Raw genomic sequence first — 18,979 nt, forward strand, 5'->3', positions numbered from 1 at the left:
TTGTGTTCTGTCTGAAATAATACCTCATACTTCGCAACCTAAAACTGCTTATCATTACGATTTTATAAGCCTTGCAATAGTAAAAATAAAATAGCTTTATGCCGCATTGGGCATAGTAAAGCGTTCTCTCCACGGTGTGGGGAGATTGCCGATAAATGTACAGAGCAGTCCGTTGATCTGTTCATCCGAAGCTTTGAAATGCTGTTTCACACTCTGCAGCATGATGTCCAAAATGAGAATGATTGCACAGTCCATCATTTCATTTATGATATCCCGCTGTACCTCATAAAACAGTTCTTCCAGACTTCTGTTATCTGTATTTTGGAAACGCTCAATTGCCAGTATCATGTACCGTATTGCAACGATTACCATATGTGAAGTAATGGCATCATAGCTTGTACTGTGGCATTCCGTACGAAGTTTTAAATAGCTCTTTGACATTTTAAAATAGGTTTCAATTTTCCAGCGCATCGTGTACGCACGGAGGATTTTCTCTTCATCTAAGGTCATGTCAGTGCATACAAAGCATACCCAGTCCTTGCGGTTGCTGTGATTCCGTACGTAGACCAGTTTTGCCTTCATGGCATTCCCGGTACTGTCAGGAATGATAATATCTACAGACAGGAGGTATCTGGAACGCCCCCTGCGCTTTTTGTTCCTGCTGTAGATTTCTTTTACATTCAGTTTTTTCTCCTCGCCTGTTGCGGGATCTCTCCAGATATATTTCGTGCTGTTCTTTTTGATCATCGCTATGACATCTGTTCCTATCCCCTTGAGCGCAGCCAGCTGGGATGGACTGGAAAACCATGTGTCAAACAGGACATAATCGAATGGTATCCCTGCTTTGTGTGCCTGCTTTACCATATGTTGGACAACAAGGGTTCCCTTTGTTTTTGCCATTGCCCGGCGCTTTCCGCGTAGTGTACGGCAATCGATTCGGACATTGGGTCCAACCATTTGTTTCTCATCGCGCGTTGACAAAAGGGACTGTGCAAAAGGAATGAATGTCTCTCCATTTGTCCATCCACCAGTCATCATGCGGTATCCAAGACGGGTCTTATGATCATTATGGTCAAAAACCCTGGCACATAATTCGGTTCCCTTTCCGCCGGTCCGCGCATATAAAGAATCATCAAAAATCAGAGCATTGATATGTTTGTCTGTGGTCTGTGACTCTATATCTAAAATGACATTTTTTGCTGTTTCCAATTGCAGCCTTTCCCAGTTAGCTCCGGGAAGCTTATCAAAACGGTAAAATGTGTCTTGCTTATAATCCCGGAAGAATGTGTCCGTCTTAAACATCAGATACGCACTTGCAGGGGCAAAACACACGAGAAGTTTGTCGATAAGCAGATCCTTGGCACTCACAACTTTCTCAAGGACGGGTGATTGTTTCAGATCACCCAGCAGACGGGAAATCGGGTTATCAAAGTATGTCATCCCGCTGTTGACAAAAATGTCATCGACCATTTTTATGACACCACATTTCCTAAGAAGGGGACGACCAATGTACTTATCGTTACTTTTCACACCCACGCCAGTAATAGGCTTTTTAGAAAGTGTTGGTAAATGTGCTGAAATTGAAAAAATTTTTATCCACAGTAAATGATACGTTTGAGGACAAAATGTTAATAATATTTTGTCCTCAGGTATTTCTTGTGGATAACATTTTCTCCTTTCTGTTTTTCGTCTTAAAATCCCCTTCTCACATCTTTTTCTGCGTGGTTTGATATCCATTTGTCTTGAAAAATCAACGATTTATCCCTGGCAAAATGACGAATACCAGATTTCCTTCATTCGCTTTTTTTCCAGATTTCTGCTATACTTTTTTTATTACAAGTGCGGAGGCAGCAATGAGTAAAGAAACATCACTTATAAAAAAATATGAATTACAGATCTCTAAATTGGAGAATGCTCTTAAAGAAGCAGAAAATGTAATCCGAATCCAGGAAAAATGCATTCGGACTTCGGAAGAGCTTCTTGAACAGAAAGAAGAATATATTTCCATGCTGACATTACAACTGGAAGAGACAATAGAATTAAGCAGAACGATGGCACAGGTATTAGATTCCCGCCCCTAATTCATCAAAGGAGAGTACAGATGAATCCATTTGAATATACAAGTGCATTACAGTACAAAGTGAAATCACTGGCACAGCAGATCGCCGAATTTAAATCCGGCGAGAGATACCGGAAATTAGAAGAAGAATATAAGAGTATTATTCGGAAACTTGAAAAAAATATCCGGGAATTAAAACAAGAATTAGCACAGGCACGTAAGGAGATCCGGTCTGTCCGGAAGCAATGGATGGAAGCAAATGATGATCTTTACCACGAATGTCAGAAAGAACTTGACAGGAAGGACCGTCTCATTGCAAAGCTCAAAAAAGAGAATCTGGAAGTTGTTCGCCAGAGAGATGAAGCATTAGATAAATGCCGTGATATAAGACAGGAATTCTACAGGGTAGGGGCTGAACTGGAGGAAGAAAAAGGCCTGAACCAAAAACTGACTGCGCAGGTCAATATGGATTTTGAGAATTCATCCATCCCCTCTTCCCAGCAGAAACCCGGCAGGAAAAAAATCCCGAACAGCCGGGTAAAAACTGACCGGAAACCAGGCGGACAGCCAGGCCATGCCGGACACCGCAGGAAGCTCCATGCCGTAACAGAGACACATGAAATCCCTGCGCCTGCAAAATACCTGGATAAAGAGAATTATTATGAGACAGGAAAAATCATTCGGAAACAGAAAGTGGTCATCCAGATGTCTGTAGCGGTCATGGAATATACGACAAAGGAATACCGTGACAAAAGAACCGGAGCCCGTGTACATGCTCCATTTCCAGAAGGATATATCAATGAAGTGAACTATGACGGGACGGTGAAGGCACTTGCCTTTCTCCTGAGCAATGAATGCAACGTATCCCATGGAAAAATAAGAAAGCTAATCTCAGAATTGACAAAAGGCGAGATCGAACTGTCCGACGGCATGATCAATGGTCTTACCAGGGAATTTTCAGAGAAAACAGCGGAAGAGAAAAAAGAGATTATAAAGAAACTAATGCAGTCTCCGGTCATGAATGCAGATTTTACAAACGCATCTGTAAATGGGCACAGTGCGCAGGTCCTTATACTTGCATCCCCGATCGCAGATGTGGCACTTTATATAGGCAGGGAGAAAAAAGGGCATAAAGGAATAGAAGGAACGCCGCTTGAGAATTATGTTGGGATTGTCTTGCATGACCATGACAAGACATTTTACCGTTATGGAACAAAACATCAGGAGTGTACCCAGCATGACTGCCGCTATCTGATCGGAAGCGAGCAGAATGAGCCGCAGCTGGAATGGAACAAGGAGATGCACGGATTGTTCCAGGAGATGCTGCATTACCGAAATGGGTTGGGGGAGAAAGAACTTGATCCGATAATTGTTGAGGGATTCGAGAAAAGGTATGACGAAATCCTGAACAAGGCGGAGAAAGAATATCAGGATGAGCCGCCGACTGAGTATTATAGGGAAGGGTATAATCTATTTCTCCGGTTAAGGGAATATAAAGAAAGTGAATTATTGTTCCTGCATGACAAACGGGTTCCAGCCAATAATTCCCTATGTGAAAGATTGGCAAGAGTCTACAAACGAAAACAGAAGCAGGCAATTACTCTGCGGAGCCAAGAAAGTTTAAACGATATTTGTAATGGCTTAAGCATAGTCTATTTGTTACGCTCACAAAATGTAGATGTATATCAGAAGATATCAGAAATATATGAACGGAAACGCCCGCCCAAACTAAAACAGGAAAAGGTTGTTGCTAAAGCTTAACGCCAAAGCAGCAACCTTTTCTTTATTATACAGATGGCGTGGGTGTGAAAAGTAACTACTTATCAAAAAAATTTTCAATACTATCTAAGAGTTGTTTGCTATTATCAAAGATTTCTGCTATGCTATTCATGGTATAAGCCTCCGTTTTTAAATGGTTTTCGGCTAATTCCATTATAACAAAAACAGAGTGCTTATACCTTTTTATTTTTGATTTTCTCTGTATTTTCAACTAACACAGCACAAATTCAGGTTGCGAAGTATGAGTAATACTATGAGATTTTTGCACTTAGGCATGATATGGAGCACCGTATCATATGTAAAGGCGAAGTTTTAAGGAAGGCCGGAAAGTGCAGAAAAGCTAAGATTTATAAGCATACTGGCGCGTCATATGATTAGCGCAACGAACAATAGTGAATTTGGAGGATTTAATGATACTTGTTAATCTGCTTTAGTTCCGATCAGGTTTACAGCGGATGTAATGAAAAAGGCCCATATTGTGAGGATACGGTAAAACCAGGAAATATATATGCAGAACATAAGATAGAAATATGGATGTATGATTACTATTTGAAAAAATCAAACTATTTTATGAATATTATCAATGCAGAAGTAACGGTTTCATTTAGTTCCAGTCAGTTCAGGGGCATTACATATTTGAAGGAAGTAGCGGAAAACATGGAAAAAGTAATTGCTTTACCGGGCGGCATATATAATTTTGGAAGTGAAACAACAAAATCGATGTATGATATTACTCAGGAATTTATTGAATTATTGGGTAAAAAAGTGAGATTAGAAGATAGTTCTCCAAGGCATAACTTATGGATGAACTGTGGTAAAGCTAAAAAGTATGGTGTAAAATTCAGCACTGTTATAGACGGCTTGCTCAAATGTGCGAAAGATAATAATATCTTTACCGAAAGCTGTTTGTAAAGAGTGAACGCAGCACGGAGATAGCAATTGGGTTTCTCTTTCGCGAAACCCTGTAGGAGATATGCCGAATTGTTGCTTGAAGCAGTTGGAAAAGTAGTATATATCTGAAAATCCGTATTTCAGAGCGATAGGATTCTTCATTTAACGAAACGAAGGATTATTCTCATTATCAGGATGTTATGCAGGGACAATCGTTTACAATTATGGAAGGGCCTAACCAAGTTGGCGAAGGAAAAATCATCTCATTGATATCCTAGTACAGCATTGCGTAATTAGTGCCTGCTGATTAAACTTAAAATGCTTGATTTTACTGACTTTTCTGGCTGTTTGGTATATAATACTTGCAAGATAATAGAAATTAATCGTTCATTTTTCGTGCAGATAACCTTAAAAATATACAAGCAGGGAGTCCAATATATGTATAAATATCTTGATAAGTTACAACATTCATTCCTCGATTTTAACCAGCCATTAGGAATGCATATGAATCCTGAAAACAGATGGGTGCGTTTGGCAGAACAAATTCCATGGGATGTTTTTGAATCAAAATATGCTGATCTGTTTCCAAATGATACAGGAAACGTTGCAAAGCCTTTGCGTACGGCTCTTGGTTCATTAATTATCCAAAAGAAACTCTGTTTCTCAGACCGCGAACTTGTGGAACAGATTACAGAGAATCCATATCTGCAATACTTCATAGGGCTTCCAGGTTATCAGGAAGAACCACCGTTTGATGCAAGTACCCTTGTCCTTTTCCGGAAACGTTTGTCTTCTGAGATCATCATGGAAGCAAATGACTATATTTTGAATCATGATGATAAGAAGGATCCTCCGTCAAAAGACTCTTCTGAAAAGAGGGATTGTGAAAAGGGTCAGGAAGATGCAGTGAATCAAGGGACATTGATTATAGATGCCACCTGTGCACCGGCTAACATCCGATATCCCCAGGACGTATCCCTTTTAAATGAAGCAAGAGAAAAACTGGAGACGATCATTTATCGGTTTTGTAAATCCTATGGACTGCCGTTACCGAGACGTTACCGTAAAAAAGCCCGGAAAGAATATCTGTCTTTTGCGAAAGGGAAGAAACATTCCAAAAAGCAGGTGCGAAAGGCGGTAAAGAAACAGCTGTCCTATGTCCGGAGGGATCTTGGATATCTGGAGAAATACATGGAAGAGGGCTATGCGCCAGTAAAAAAGGAGATTCCGTTTTTGGTGACGATTATGAAACTGTATGAGCAACAGTTGTACATGTATGAGAACAAAACGCATACGGTCGAACACCGCATTGTAAGTATTAGTCAGCCGTGGCTGCGTCCGATCGTAAGGGGGAAAGCGAAAGCACCGGTAGAGTTTGGGGCGAAACTGGACTTAAGCATAGATGAAAAAGGTTATAGTCGGATTGAACAGATCTCATTTGAAGCATACAATGAAAGTGTTTACCTTCAGGAAGCGGTCATGAGATACTATAACCGGACAGGGCATTATCCAGAACGGATACTGGTAGATCAGATCTACCGGACCAGAGAAAACCGAAAGTTTTGTAAAAGCAAAGGGATTCGGATGTCTGGTCCTAAACTGGGACGGCCAGGGAAGAAAAAACAGACAAAGATAGAGAAGAAACAGGAATATCAAGATAATACGGACCGAATTGAAGTGGAACGGGAATTCAGTGTTGAAAAACATAGTTATGGATTAGGATTAATCGTAACCAAACTGGAGGAAACACAACTCACATCAATAGCGTTATCGGTACTTACAGCGAATCTCTTCAAAATGCAGAGAAGGATTCTCTGCGCCCTGTTGAGTCGCTTAAGAGGCTTCTCCGAAGAGATTTCGGGGAAGTTAATAATAGTGGCTTAATCAGCAGGCACTAATTAGCAGTGAATTCTGCACTCGCTATCTGTGCCAGCTGCACGCCTCCAATCCTAGACGTGCCCGCTACGCCGTCGGCTTGTAGACGCACATCTGACGCAGATATCAAGCACATTATCCACTGCTAATTATGCAATGCTGTACTAGTACACCGAATAATAAGTAACCAGCCATATAACTTGCCTGATTTTCCATCTGCGTCGTTGGTCTACACTCCGTTACGGTCCGTGCTGAACATGTGCCGCTGGCACATAGCACCGTCAATCTTAACGCAATGATGTACTAGTGCGCACAAATTCATGGAAAACGGAAGAAAATATTAAAATGCTTGCCGATCATTTAAAAGGGGGGACAGCCGAAGGGATAACGGAATCTATCAGACCATATGCCAGAGCTTCATCTGCACTCATATAATTATCTCTGTCCGTATCTCTTTCGATTTCTTCCACAGTCCGCCCTGTATTTTCCGCCAAAATGCGATTTAACCTCTGCTTGTTTTTTTGTATAAGGTCTGACATTATCCGCACATCACTGGCTTGTCCCTGAATACCGCTGCCATGGATAGAAGGCTGGTGGATCATGATCTCAGAATTGGGTAATGCCATACGTTTTCCATGAGCGCCGCCCGCTAATAAAAAAGCGCCGAAGCTTGCCGCTCGCCCTATGCATATCGTAGAAACGTCACATTTGATATATTGCATAGTGTCATAAATCGCAAATCCAGAAGTTATAGAACCTCCGGGGCTGTTAATATATAGCTGGATATCTTTATCAGGGTCTTGTGCTTCTAAGAAGAGTAACTGCGCTATGATTAAGCTTGCGGAAGTATCACAGACCTCCTCGCCCAGAAAAATAATTCTGTCTGACAATAGACGTGAAAATATATCATAGCTTCTCTCTCCGTGACCGGTTTGTTCAATGACGTAAGGAATCGTACTCATGCTGCAATCTCCTTAATCTCTGCAAATGAATAGCACATAGAAATCCTGCTCTGTTTTGGCGTAAAGATCCCGATATCCCTGTAGATCTTGGGCGGATACATATAAACTTGTTTAAAGGCATATGAAAATGATTGCGGCGAATCATATCCGGCTTCATATGCGATTTCAATTATCGGTTTATCTGTCTTAACCAGTTTTTCGGCAGCAGCCGTAAGCCTGCGGTTTTGTAAATATTTATAGATGGTGATCCCCGTATGTTCTGTAAACATGCGGTTAAGATAGAACTTGGAATAGCCGATGTTCTTCGATATATTATCTAAGTTGATTTCTTCTTCTAAATTTCTTTCAATGTAATCTATGACTTTTTTAACAGCTTCTTTCTGGTCTTTCATTAGATATCCTCCTTGCATCCGTGATCATTATAGCAAGTTCAGATGTATATGTCTTAATAAAAAGTGCTGTTTTTTATATTAAACTATCTTTTTGCAGTTAAACGACGTTATAGTATATAGAAAGTGCTTTCGAGATATAAATGAGCCGGTACGCCGGGAAAGGAGGGGATCGTGATTATAGACTTGGATGAGGATTTTCTGCTTGTGCAGAAAATGCGTATGGGAGATGAAGAAGCCTTTGAGCGTTTTGTCAGAAAATACTATGCGGAAATATTGAAATACTGCCGCATACATATTAGGGATTACGGATACGCAGAGGATATGACGCAGGAAACCTTCACGCGTTTTTTCCGAACTTTCAGGCAATATAAGCATTATGGAAAGGCAGTGAACTATCTGTATGTCATTGCAGCCAATGCCTGCAAAGATTATCACAGGAAGAGAAAAGAGCTCCTGCTTGAAGATCTGCCTAAGATCCCGGATGAGAAGATAGATGGTATAGAAAATACCATAATGATAACGGAAGCTTTGGATACTCTTTCTGAGGAATTGAGGGAAACGGCAGTTTTGTTTTTTATACAGGAACGCAGACAAAAAGATATCGCCGCTATTCTGGGAATCGGTGTTTCGCTTGTCAAATACAGGATACAAAGAGCGAGAGAATTATTGTCTGAGTATTTGGGAAAGGAGAATATATGAGTCTGTCAGATCATCAGCTTAAGAAGCATCTTGGTGCAAAAGATAAAGTTATTTATATAGAGAAAGAGTTACAGGAAACCATACGGAAGTCAAGAGCAGCATTCGAGGAAAGCGAAGCGGAAGAACTTATTTCACATGCCGAATTTCTCTATCAGCAGAGCAGATATATCCATAAACGATGGTGGATCCTGCAGGGAGCGCTCCTGTTCCTGCTCTGGCTCACACTCTGGCTTACGGGGAGCAATGTCTGTATACAGAGGTATATGGGGATCGCGGCTTCTCTATTCGCGGTCTTATTATTACCGGAACTCTGGAAAAACCGAAATGCGAATGCTTTAGAGATCGAGAGCGTATCGTACTATTCTTTGAGGCAGATTTATTCGGCCAGGATCTTCGCATTTGCCTTGGTAGATTTGCTGCTGCTGAGCGTCTTTACTCTGATGGTAATGCTGACCGGGGAAGTATTTGCCGAGGAAATGCTGATTCAGTTTTTTCTTCCTTATATTGTGACGTGCTGTATCTGTTTTCGGGTATTATCCAGCAGAAGGATCGGTTCGGAGGTATTTGCTCTCTTCTTATGTGTTGTCTGGTGCCTGATATGGACGCAGATAGTATCAAATGAAGAAATATATGGAGCGGTTTCTATGCCTGTATGGTTCGCAATGACGGCCGCCGCCGTGTTTTATCTGGCGTATTGCGTATATAGAGGGCAGAATAACTGCACAGCAATGTGGGAGGTGAACACGTTATGGATGTGATATGTTGTGAACTGTAGATGTAAACATTTCCAATAAACGCTTTATTTTAGCGGAAATGCGCATCTGCAAAAATACAACATATGCGGCTGGCTCATTTGTGGTGAATGGAAACTTGCAGATGTTGTAATACAAGGAAGAAGGTGATAATCCTTTTATTCGTATCTGTAAACAGTTTAGCACAAAGAAAGGCGGTTGTATATGGAGATTACTTACCATTGGGAAGGAGATTATCTGATTCCAGACCTCAAACTTTCGGATACAACGGAGTATCAGATCGGGAAGTATGGACGCATGAGGAAGCGTTTTTTGGAAGAAAACCATAGGGGCATTTATTCGTATATGATCTTGTCGGAAACCTTATGGAAGCATCTTGCGGAGATTGATGAAGAATGTAATGAGATGATGGACAGGCTTGTAAGGCAGATGGCAAAAAAAGAGGGAGTAACCGAACAGCTTAAATCTGATGACTGGCTCTGCTGGCTTCAGAAGATGAACAGCATTAGGAGCAGAGCGGAGGAAGTAGTGCTGCATGATCTGATATATTCCCTTTAGTTTTATTCTGGCTTTAAGTTTTGTAGCATGAGGCGCAGAAGATGTCAAGACACCGGCTCCGCCTCGCCTGCGGCGGTCTTGACATCTTCTGCGCCTCATGCTATGGAGTGGTCAAGGGGAAACAAAGTTCCCCCATTGCATTAAAAATGCCAATGGCGGGATTTTGTGAAAAATTAAAATAGGGGATTGACAGGACGGAAAAAATGGCTTATTATTGACAATAAGAAATGGGTTTTCACCGTACATCTTGTTACGGCTTGCTCGTTTCTTTTTTTACTGCCAAAATATCATACAGATATTTTTTGCCATTTTCAGCATGGTTAATTAAAAGACGGGCATGGAATATATTGTATCTGACAAGCACATTCTCATCATAAACCGGGAGGGCAAAACGGACATCATACCTGTACCAGCCGTATCTGGCGTTTTTGTTGTGTTTTTCCTTGCGGTTTTCTTCATAAGCCGGGTTTGATGCTATCTGTATCAGTTCAGGTATCGCAGTAGCGGCGTTTGCCTTCGCTTTTGCATTTGCACCCATAAGGCTTTTCCGGCTCTCTGATTCCGTGTATTCTTCGGGAAGTTCATTTCCAATATAAATACGCTCGGCATTTTCTTCAATCTCGTAATAGTCTCCGACATATCCTTCGAGATACCGCTTTACATTATCCCAGTCAATTTGGCGTTTCCCTTTGAAACGGATATCGTTAATCAAGACCAGCTTTTTACCGTCCGCATCGGTTATGATATTTACGTTCCTGTTTTCAATCATCTCTTTTGTTCCCTTTCTTCTTTTCTCTTGATTTGTAGACATTAAACTGGTTCTTGCACCTCTGACTGCAAAATTCATTCCCCTTCCGGCTTGCGACAAAGGCTTTTTTACAGTGCTTGCACATACGCATATCACTGTCCTTGTCCGTGAGCATGAAGGAAAAGCACATCTGCACCATGACAAGCAGCGAATGGAAATCCCATACGATAACGGGCGAATCCTTTTCCAGTGCAATCCGGTAAGTGGGGGATATGCCGCCGAAAGCGGAAATGCCCTGACGGTACAGGCTGCGTGTCTGCTCGTCAATCGTATCATAATCGAGGTAATAAAGGAAACTTGTCATAAAGGTAAATGCTAAGTCAGTAAATTCTTTCAAAATCCAGTCGTACTTTTCCGCATATTCCTTCTGTAATTCCATCGCCACAGCCTGCGGCGCATTCCCCATAGCCATTGTGATCGCAATGCCTTCACGGTCAGTCACAGACCATCCCGATTCCACACTTTTCTTTCTGAAATCCAGTTTATCAAAAGGGTAGAAATAGGAAAGATACTTCTCTGTAGGAAGGGATTCTTCCTTTATAAAGTGGTTTTTTGGAAGATACACGGATTCATAGGTTATAAAATCTGCTGTTGTCGGCAGGGCGGTCATAAAGCCGAGGAAACCATATTTTTTTACAAAGTCAAGCACGGACTCTTTTAGTTCTTCTTCCGAGGCTTTGTGCATGGCGGCAAGCCCGACATTTACCGCATCAGTGATAAGCTGCTCCGCTTCCTGCATGGGGCGGTACATTTCCGGTTCTGCGCCTTCTGAAACCGTTATGTAGAGAGTGCCATCATCAGCGGTCTTATATTCATAGCCGCTGTACCGAATCCACGGTGCGCTGGTATGCGCAAATAAATTCTTCATAGAAAATCTGCTCCAATCCATCAATCATATCGAATTATCTGATGTAATATTTCCTATATTATAAACAGTTACTTGTTATCGGTCAAGCCGTTTACTTTCCTTTTTCTTCCGCACTCCGTTTTCTAAAAAATGTTTCTCATCAAGCGTCAGCGGCAGACTGTTTTCCTTCCGGTATGCAAGCACAGCACCATAGAGTTTTCGTATCTTTTTCAATGCTGTTTCACGGATGCCCTGGATGTTCCGGTCTGTCTGCCCGATGCTCTCTGCATACTCTGTAGCGGAATCATCACGCAGGAACAGGTAATAGAGCATATTTTTGAGGTGCGGCTTTAGTTCCTTTAATATTTCCGATAAATCTGCATCTGTGACAAGTTCATGTATCGTTTCCGGGCTGTCAAATATGAAATCAAGAAAATCACCTGCAAGCAGGAGCCTTCTTAAAACCATATCATAAGACGGTCTATCGAATAAATGCAGTTCATCTGCGCCCCATTCCAGAGGAACAGTGGAGCGTCCTATCTCATGGTCTCTTTCTCTCCGTTCCCTGTTTTCGTCCAGTTTATCCCACCAGTACAGTACGTTTTCAAAGTCCTCCACTGTCCTTGCGCTTTCCTCAATGCGCCGGATTGCAAGGGCACGGGCTTCACGGTGGAGCATATCCCCGTCCGCTTCTGTTATAAAACTTTGCTCCCTGAATGTTGGGAGTTCGGTGTATTTTGGCATTTATAATCAGTCCTTTTCAAAAATATAAAAAAGTGTAGCAGTTTTTTCAAAAACACTTCCGTTTTTATAGCTGTTTTTCTCCTATTAGTGAAAGAGTAATCTTTTTCAAAATAAAATCAGTTACAAATAGAAGGGAGGGCGGCTTGTGGAGTACGGATAAAATAAAAATTCGGTTACTAAGTACGGAAGTCAGGGAGCTTAACAGTTCCCCGAACAATTATAAGGGATATGCGCTCGGTGCGCAAGAAAGGATTGTATGGCAGAAACATTAAAAGTGAATAATGATGTAGCAGAATCCAGCCCTGTTCCGGCTGGATTTTTTTACAGAAGAATCGGCGGGACACTTTTCAGGGTCAGGGTATATACGGGTTCGGGATATGCCGACACGCTGGATGAAAAAATTCCCCGGTTAATTTTGAATGAAATGGTGACAGGCGCAGAAAGTTATGTTAAGATGGATTCACCACAGATGAGCCAGCCGCCGGAAAGGAGTTCGGAATGAACAACAGGACGGCTGGTGACAACAGAATAACAGCTCTTTATGAGCGGCTCTCAAGGGACGATGATCTTGCGGGGGACAGCAACAGCATAGTCAACCAGAAAAAGATGCTGGAGGATTATGCAAAAAACAACGGGTACACGAACACGGTGCATTTTACGGATGACGGATTTTCCGGCGGCAGTTTTGAAAGACCGGGATGGAAGCAGATGTTAAGCCGGATTGAAAACGGCGACATCGGCACAGTCATAGTAAAGGACATGAGCCGTGTCGGGAGGGATTACCTTCAGGTAGGATTCTACACGGAGGTATTCTTCCGGGAAAAGGGTGTCCGTTTTATTGCTGTTTCCAATGGTGTTGACAGCAGCAACAACACCAGCAGTGAATTCGCCCCTTTTTTGAATATCATGAACGAATGGTATCTGCGCGATTGCAGCAGGAAGATTACCGCTGTTTTGCGGGCAAAAGGGAAAGAGGGAAAACCAATCACAAGCAATCCGCCATACGGATATGTGAAAAGCCCTGATGATAAAAACCTCTGGCTTGTGGATGAAGAAGCGGCGGAGGTTGTGAAAAAGATTTTCCGTCTGACCGTGGAGGGCATGGGACCGTACCAGATTGCAAAACGGCTTACAGAGGAAAAGATTGGGAAACCGTCCTATTATCAGGCGACAAGACAGAGGGGGAATTTCAAAACCATGTGCGATTTTGAAACTCCCTACAACTGGACGGGCGGATCGGTGGTGCGGATACTGGAAAGACCGGAATATATGGGCGATACCGTAAATTTCCGTAGCCACAAGGAATCCTATAAGGATAAGAAAGCTGTTAAGAATAACAGTGATGAGATACTTGTTTTTCAGGATACCCATGAACCAATCGTAGACCGCAGGACGTGGTATATGGTGCAGGAATTAAGAAAGACAGTGCGGAGAGTGGATACCGGCGGAAAAGGAAGCCTGCTGACCGGAAAGCTCTACTGTGCGGACTGCGGCGGAAAAATGCACTACCGCAGAAGCACGACAAGGACGGCAAGAGACTGGAGGGGTATCCCGAACGGCGGGACAGAGCGCACATCCGCAGGCTTTAACTGCAGCACTTACAACAGCAGCAGGAAGCAGTATAAGCAGGTGTGCTTTTCACATTCCATAAAAGAGGATACGGTAAAACAGCTTATCCTCGAAACGATACGGTATGCCTTAAAAAGCGTCCGCATGGACGAGGCGGCGTTTATAAAAAATATGCGGAGTGCATCCGAGGTCAGGGATAAAAGCGAGGTCAAAAAATTGAAAGCAGACTTTTCTAAAAAAGAGAAACGTTTTGCAGACCTTGACCTGCTGATCAAAAAGGTGTATGAGGACAACGCAATGGGGAAGCTGCCGGACAGACGGTATGAAATGCTTTCTTCCGATTATGAGAAGGAACAGCAGGAGCTTGAAATCTCCATGCAGGAAATCCGTGAAAAACTTGCACAGTTTGAGGATGACACGGACAGGACGGAGGAATTTCTTTCCCTTGTCCGCAAGTACACCGACATTCAGGAACTCACGCCCGCCATTGTGAATGAATTTGTTGATAAGGTCATGGTGCATAAAATAGAGGAAATCGACGGAGAACGTGTGCAGGAGATCGAGATTTTCTTAAATTATATCGGGAAGGTGGAGCTTCCGGTGCAGGAGCTTTCTGAGGAAGAAATGGCGGCGGAGGAAAAGAAGCGGAAACGCCGTGCATACAGCCGTGCCTACCTGAAAGAATACCGTAAAAAGCACAGACCGGAAATCCGGCGTGTGATTGAAGGAGCAAGGGAGGCGGACAAACAGAAACAGATGGCGGAGGCGGAAGCATCAGCGGACGGACTCCTGCATACGGACGGTACGGAACAGGTTGCAGCTATGGTAGCAGGGGAAAACAAGATTATTGTAGAGAGCAGCCTTCCGACCAAAGAGGAAGTGAAAGCAAAATATGGCAGATAGTTTGATAATAACAACAAGCATGAAAGTGAGGATTTTGATATGGCAAAACTTAGAGATTACAACATGAACGGGACAATTATTTTAGGAGTGGATGCAGGCTATGGGAATTATAAGACGGCAAGGTGCTGTTTCCCGACTTCCGTGAGCAGGAGCAGTCAGCCGCCTGTCTTTACAAGAGACTATCTGGAATATGAAGGCAGCTATTACACCATAGGCGAGGGACACAAGGATTTTGTTGCGGAGAAAAGCCTGGATGACGATAATTATATTCTTACTCTTGCCGCCATTGCAAAGGAGCTGAAAGCGAGAGGATTATCGGCTGCAAAGATACATCTTGCGGTAGGGCTTCCGTTAAAATGGGTGCAGGCACAGAGGGATTCCTTCCGTGAATATATGATGCAGAACCGCCATGTAGATTACAAATATGCAGGTAAACGATATACGGTTGACATCGCGGACTGTACGGTCATGCCGCAGTGTTATGCGGCGGTAGCGGAGAGCCTGCCGGATTTTAAGGGGATGCACATGATAGCGGATATCGGCAACGGGACGATGAATGTGATGATACTCAACAACGGCAAGGCGAGCGAAAGCAAGTCGTGGACGGTAAAGCTGGGGGCGAATGAATGTTATATGGCGATCCGCAATCTTATACTGGACAGGAAAGCGGAGGAACTTCCGGCAGAGATTATCGAGAATTATCTGCGTTATGGTGATATAAAAGTGGGCGGGGAATACCAGCAGCTTATGGAAAAAGCGGCAAAGAGCTATGTGGATAAGATATTTGCGGAACTGAAAGCACACGGTTATAATCCGAACCTTATGAAACTGTATATCATGGGCGGCGGCGCAAAGATTGTGGAGCTTGTCGGGGATTATGACAGTGACAATGTTGCCTTTAACCATGATATACGAGCAAACGCCAAAGGCTATGAATATTTCTGCTATATGAAACTCCGCAGGCAGAAATTGATGGCTTCCGCCGGATAAGGAGATGTGTCTGAATGAAGAATAAAAACCACAATATCCGTTTCAACATGGAGAGAGGGGATGAGTGCAGGGCATGGGAACTCCTGCACTCCCCGCAGATACGGCAGATGTTCAAGTCACAGAACAGATTTGTGATAGAAGCAGTCAATAATTATTATGACCGCTGTGTGGCGGTAAAGCGTGATCCTTATCTGGAAACAAGGGAGAAAGAGGACGCTTTTGCGGAGCGCATCGTGGAAATGGTGGAAAAGAAAGTGATGTCCAATCTCCCGGCGCTTTTTGGGATGTATATGGCACAGATGCAGTTTTTTCCCTTATCCGTTCCTATGGGTGCATACCCAGCGGCGCAAGGCGGCATGGTGTACGGTCAGGCATCAGCAAACGGTATGAATAACGGAAATGCAGTAATGGGCGGGGCAGTTTCTCCAAGTGTTTCCAATCCGGCAGATATGGAAGCAGCGATGCAAAATGCAGGGGATGTGCAGGAAGAAGCTGTATCGGAGAATCCCACAGAGCCGCCGGACAATGACTTGATTGATTTTGATGCATTTTAATATATTTGCAGAGTAGGGCTATGGTAATCAGGTTTACTGTAGCCTTATTTTTGTGGATTTTTTCACATCAGAGCATAAATGCATCCATATTTTCATAAAAGACCGACAAAGGGTAGCCGAAAGGCTACAAAATAAGGACAAAGAGCAGCCATATAAGGCTGCATAATAAAGGGCGGGCATTTAAGCCCGCAAAATAAGGGCAAAGAGCAGCCGGAAGGCTGCAAATAAGGGCGCAAATGTAGCCGTCTGTTTTGAAGCTGGAATACCAGTTTTCAGACAGGCGGCTTTTTTATGCCCGTAAAGAATCTGCTCCACGAACTGTTTCGGAGTAGCTCAAGGAGTGACTGGCAGTAATTTCTAGGGAGGGCGCAAGCCCTTCCCTAAGCTCTCGGCGTTTGAGAGCGAAATACACCCTACGCACAAAACTTCGTTTTGTACTCCGGGGATTTCGCCCTTGCAGGGGGCAAATTTGCGCCTGCGCAAATTTACAGTCCGAAAGAGCCGGACTGTATTTATCCATACCGCCCAGAGGACGGGCGCATGAATGGCGATGCTGCTTACGGCTACATTTCAGGGCAGATGTGCAGCATCGTCATAGGGACTTCATAAAACGAAGCCCTTATGCGGCTGTCAGAAAGCGACAGCCGTAAATTGCCCGTATTCGGACATCGGTTCGCAGACAGACGTCTGATAATGACTGCTCACAAAAATCTGCGGCGGCAGATTATCTATAAAAAGAAAGGAAAATCGCATATGAGGAGAAATTCATTTATAGAAATGGCAAAACTGCATGATTTATCGGGGCGCATCACTTATATTTCAAGCCATGCCAAACAGGAGCATCTGTATGAAGTCTATGCAACGGAGCCGGACAGGGCGTTCTGGCGGGAACTTGCCAAGTGTAATCAGGAAGAATTTGAAAAAAGCGGGACGAATGGAAAGTGCATCGAAGCAAGGGAGCTGATGATCGCCCTGCCGGAAAGTTTCATCAACCATGACCATGATGAGCTGCTGAAAAGGATGGTTGACGGATTTAAGGATAGGTACGGCGTGGAGTGTTTTGCTGCACTTCATCATAACAAACGGAAAACAAACCTGCATATCCATATGATATTTGCGGAGAGGAAACGGTTAGACCAGCCGGAAGAAAAGACTGCCACCCGGAATATGTTCTATGACGAGCAGGGGCGTCATGTGCGGACAAAGAAAGAGATACTTGGCGGGGACGGAAATATCCGCAAGGGCTGTAAAATCATCAAAAAAGGCGAAGCGTATGAACGCAGGATTTTTACTGTAAAAGACGGACGCTTCAAGCAGGAATCTTTTCTGGATGAGATAAAAGTATTATATACGGATCTGATTAACCAGATGGTGATTGACGATAAGGACAGGCTCGGCATATTTGATAAAAACGGTCCGTACCTTGCCACAAAGAAAGTCGGTAAAAATAATCCCAAAGCGGAGGCGATAAAAGCAGACAATGAAATCCGCATGGAATGGAACAGGGCTGTTGACCGTGCTATTATAAGCGGCGTATCCGAGACGGAGGTTGTGGAACTGAAAAAGACAGAAATCACGGAAAAGGTAAAGGAATCTGTGGAGCAGAACGGTAACAAGCCGGAGCTGTTCGGGGAGATTGTCAGGGCGGCGATTTTATTATTAAAGTGTCTGATTATAAAAGCTATGCAAAAGGTAATGGATATAGCGGAAAAAGTTATTGATAAAGCTGCTGATGCCATAAAGGAAATACCAAAAGAAATGGAAAGTCATGCCCATGTAAAAGCTGGTTCGGCGACTCAGCAGGAAAAGAAAAAGATACCATTTTCTGTTAATCTGCGCCAAGAAACGGATATGCAGAATAAAGCAGAACAGTCACAGCAGAAAAATACTGTCACAGTCAAAAAATCTATAATCGAACAGATAAAAGCAGAACAAAAATCTGTTCCTGCCGAAACAAATAGGTTGGAAACAGAAAGACCGCCGCAACCAAAACCTTCCGTACTCGCAAGTAAATATCCCCTTCTGAAAGAGATTGACAGTAAGCTCAAAGAGCAGAATAAAGCAATTTTTGAGCGTGAGAAAAAGCGCGATAAGCTGAAAAAGGAATTATCCGAATGTATGGGTATCTTTAAGGGTGGAAGACGGAAGGAATTACAGCAGGAGATTGACAGTATCGACAACCAGATTGCCAATATGAAAAAGCGGCTTTCATCCATCGTGAAAGAATATAACTTTGACTCTGTTCAGGCATTCTATAGGGAATTTGATGCATCAAAGAGAGAGAATCTTGAGTATCAGGCAGCTCGTGCGGAGTATGAGAAAATTCACGGAGAAAAAGCAAACGATATCATGAGCATAAAAGAACGGCTTAGACAGAAACAGCATGAGGTAAAAGAAAGGGAAAGCAGACGAGAGCATCAGGCAAGGCAAAAGGATAAAGGGGCGAGGTAGCAAAGAAAAACTTGTTTTTAGTCAGGGTAAATGTTGGACGGCGAATTGAGGGAGACATAAACGGCAAATTATTTTTCCAACCTTTTTCGCATTGACTGCGCAGTGCTGTCTACAAATGCATAATACCGCCGAAAATGCAGCACGCT

The 18,979-nt window shown here is 43.1% G+C and carries 20 protein-coding genes; 13 read left to right on the forward strand and 7 right to left on the reverse strand.

Going from position 1 to position 18,979, the window contains the following annotated elements:
* Positions 1 to 96: 96 nt before the first annotated feature.
* Positions 97 to 1,470 (reverse strand): IS4 family transposase, encoded by a 1,374-nt coding sequence (locus tag VSQ62_RS12370; protein ID WP_334635217.1) that lies wholly within the window; start codon positions 1,468 to 1,470, stop codon positions 97 to 99.
* Between the two features lie 383 nt (positions 1,471 to 1,853).
* Between VSQ62_RS12370 and VSQ62_RS12375 the strand changes: the two genes are divergently transcribed.
* The 3 genes from VSQ62_RS12375 (at position 1,854) to VSQ62_RS12385 (ending at position 4,750) form a co-directional block, all read left to right on the forward strand.
* Positions 1,854 to 2,081 (forward strand): hypothetical protein, encoded by a 228-nt coding sequence (locus tag VSQ62_RS12375; protein ID WP_120397181.1) that lies wholly within the window; start codon positions 1,854 to 1,856, stop codon positions 2,079 to 2,081.
* A 20-nt stretch (positions 2,082 to 2,101) separates the two neighbouring features.
* Entirely contained in the window at positions 2,102 to 3,820 is a 1,719-nt protein-coding gene (locus tag VSQ62_RS12380; protein ID WP_334635218.1) for an IS66 family transposase, read from the forward strand.
* Positions 3,821 to 4,255: 435 nt separating this feature from the next.
* On the forward strand, positions 4,256 to 4,750 hold the full coding sequence (locus VSQ62_RS12385) for a Rossmann-fold NAD(P)-binding domain-containing protein (RefSeq protein WP_334635219.1): 495 nt from the start codon (positions 4,256 to 4,258) through the stop codon (positions 4,748 to 4,750).
* Here the strand turns inward: VSQ62_RS12385 and VSQ62_RS32450 are convergent.
* Positions 4,637 to 4,891, reverse strand: coding sequence for an AraC family transcriptional regulator (locus tag VSQ62_RS32450; RefSeq protein ID WP_350339915.1), 255 nt, complete (start codon positions 4,889 to 4,891; stop codon positions 4,637 to 4,639). The two genes, VSQ62_RS12385 and VSQ62_RS32450, sit on opposite strands and share 114 nt — an antisense overlap.
* A gap of 276 nt (positions 4,892 to 5,167) precedes the next feature.
* On the opposite strand from VSQ62_RS32450, the gene VSQ62_RS12390 reads away from it, so the two are divergent.
* Positions 5,168 to 6,613, forward strand: coding sequence for an IS5 family transposase (locus tag VSQ62_RS12390; protein WP_334635220.1), 1,446 nt, complete (start codon positions 5,168 to 5,170; stop codon positions 6,611 to 6,613).
* A gap of 347 nt (positions 6,614 to 6,960) precedes the next feature.
* On the opposite strand, the gene VSQ62_RS12395 is transcribed toward VSQ62_RS12390, so the two are convergent.
* Both VSQ62_RS12395 and VSQ62_RS12400 read right to left on the reverse strand, forming a co-directional pair.
* Entirely contained in the window at positions 6,961 to 7,566 is a 606-nt protein-coding gene (locus tag VSQ62_RS12395) for an ATP-dependent Clp protease proteolytic subunit (RefSeq protein WP_334635221.1), read from the reverse strand.
* Positions 7,563 to 7,958, reverse strand: a complete 396-nt coding sequence (locus tag VSQ62_RS12400) for a helix-turn-helix transcriptional regulator (RefSeq protein WP_334635222.1) — start codon at positions 7,956 to 7,958, stop codon at positions 7,563 to 7,565. The genes VSQ62_RS12395 and VSQ62_RS12400 overlap by 4 nt, the downstream gene beginning before the upstream one ends.
* A 171-nt stretch (positions 7,959 to 8,129) precedes the next feature.
* On the opposite strand from VSQ62_RS12400, the gene VSQ62_RS12405 reads away from it, so the two are divergent.
* From VSQ62_RS12405 to VSQ62_RS12420, 4 genes are all read left to right on the forward strand, one after another.
* Positions 8,130 to 8,657, forward strand: a complete 528-nt coding sequence (locus tag VSQ62_RS12405; RefSeq protein ID WP_334635223.1) for an RNA polymerase sigma factor — start codon at positions 8,130 to 8,132, stop codon at positions 8,655 to 8,657.
* Positions 8,654 to 9,415: a hypothetical protein gene (locus VSQ62_RS12410; RefSeq protein WP_334635224.1), complete on the forward strand. Its 762-nt coding sequence runs from the start codon at positions 8,654 to 8,656 to the stop codon at positions 9,413 to 9,415. The genes VSQ62_RS12405 and VSQ62_RS12410 overlap by 4 nt, the downstream gene beginning before the upstream one ends.
* A gap of 198 nt (positions 9,416 to 9,613) precedes the next feature.
* Positions 9,614 to 9,967: a TnpV protein gene (locus VSQ62_RS12415; RefSeq protein ID WP_016301061.1), complete on the forward strand. Its 354-nt coding sequence runs from the start codon at positions 9,614 to 9,616 to the stop codon at positions 9,965 to 9,967.
* 41 nt (positions 9,968 to 10,008) lie between these two features.
* Positions 10,009 to 10,149 carry a hypothetical protein gene (locus VSQ62_RS12420; RefSeq protein WP_157496365.1) on the forward strand — a complete coding sequence of 47 codons (141 nt, stop codon included), beginning with the start codon at positions 10,009 to 10,011 and terminating at the stop codon, positions 10,147 to 10,149.
* A 68-nt stretch (positions 10,150 to 10,217) separates the two neighbouring features.
* Here the strand turns inward: VSQ62_RS12420 and VSQ62_RS12425 are convergent, their stop codons facing one another.
* The 3 genes from VSQ62_RS12425 to VSQ62_RS12435 all read right to left on the reverse strand — a co-directional run bounded on the left by VSQ62_RS12425 (position 10,218) and on the right by VSQ62_RS12435 (position 12,366).
* The gene (locus tag VSQ62_RS12425; RefSeq protein ID WP_016301062.1) at positions 10,218 to 10,736 is read right to left on the reverse strand and encodes a hypothetical protein; all 519 of its coding nucleotides are present in this window, start codon (positions 10,734 to 10,736) and stop codon (positions 10,218 to 10,220) included.
* A complete protein-coding gene (locus VSQ62_RS12430) occupies positions 10,729 to 11,643 on the reverse strand; it encodes a hypothetical protein (protein ID WP_334635225.1) in 915 nt (304 codons plus the stop codon). Before VSQ62_RS12430 ends, VSQ62_RS12425 begins: the two co-directional genes overlap by 8 nt.
* A 75-nt stretch (positions 11,644 to 11,718) precedes the next feature.
* Complete coding sequence (locus VSQ62_RS12435) at positions 11,719 to 12,366, reverse strand: sigma-70 family RNA polymerase sigma factor (protein ID WP_334635226.1); 648 nt, start codon at positions 12,364 to 12,366, stop codon at positions 11,719 to 11,721.
* A 256-nt stretch (positions 12,367 to 12,622) separates the two neighbouring features.
* Between VSQ62_RS12435 and VSQ62_RS12440 the strand changes: the two genes are divergently transcribed.
* The 5 genes from VSQ62_RS12440 to VSQ62_RS12460 all read left to right on the forward strand — a co-directional run bounded on the left by VSQ62_RS12440 (position 12,623) and on the right by VSQ62_RS12460 (position 18,833).
* Complete coding sequence (locus tag VSQ62_RS12440; protein WP_016281646.1) at positions 12,623 to 12,868, forward strand: hypothetical protein; 246 nt, start codon at positions 12,623 to 12,625, stop codon at positions 12,866 to 12,868.
* Positions 12,865 to 14,838 (forward strand): recombinase family protein, encoded by a 1,974-nt coding sequence (locus VSQ62_RS12445; RefSeq protein ID WP_334635227.1) that lies wholly within the window; start codon positions 12,865 to 12,867, stop codon positions 14,836 to 14,838. Before VSQ62_RS12440 ends, VSQ62_RS12445 begins: the two co-directional genes overlap by 4 nt.
* Before the next feature lie 39 nt (positions 14,839 to 14,877).
* Complete coding sequence (locus VSQ62_RS12450; protein ID WP_016301065.1) at positions 14,878 to 15,828, forward strand: ParM/StbA family protein; 951 nt, start codon at positions 14,878 to 14,880, stop codon at positions 15,826 to 15,828.
* A 14-nt stretch (positions 15,829 to 15,842) separates the two neighbouring features.
* Complete coding sequence (locus tag VSQ62_RS12455) at positions 15,843 to 16,382, forward strand: hypothetical protein (protein ID WP_016301066.1); 540 nt, start codon at positions 15,843 to 15,845, stop codon at positions 16,380 to 16,382.
* 753 nt (positions 16,383 to 17,135) lie between these two features.
* Positions 17,136 to 18,833: a MobA/MobL family protein gene (locus VSQ62_RS12460; protein ID WP_334635228.1), complete on the forward strand. Its 1,698-nt coding sequence runs from the start codon at positions 17,136 to 17,138 to the stop codon at positions 18,831 to 18,833.
* The last annotated feature ends 146 nt before the right edge of the window (positions 18,834 to 18,979 follow it).

This window comes from Sporofaciens sp. JLR.KK001 (assembly GCF_036941055.1).
Classification (GTDB): domain Bacteria; phylum Bacillota; class Clostridia; order Lachnospirales; family Lachnospiraceae; genus Sporofaciens.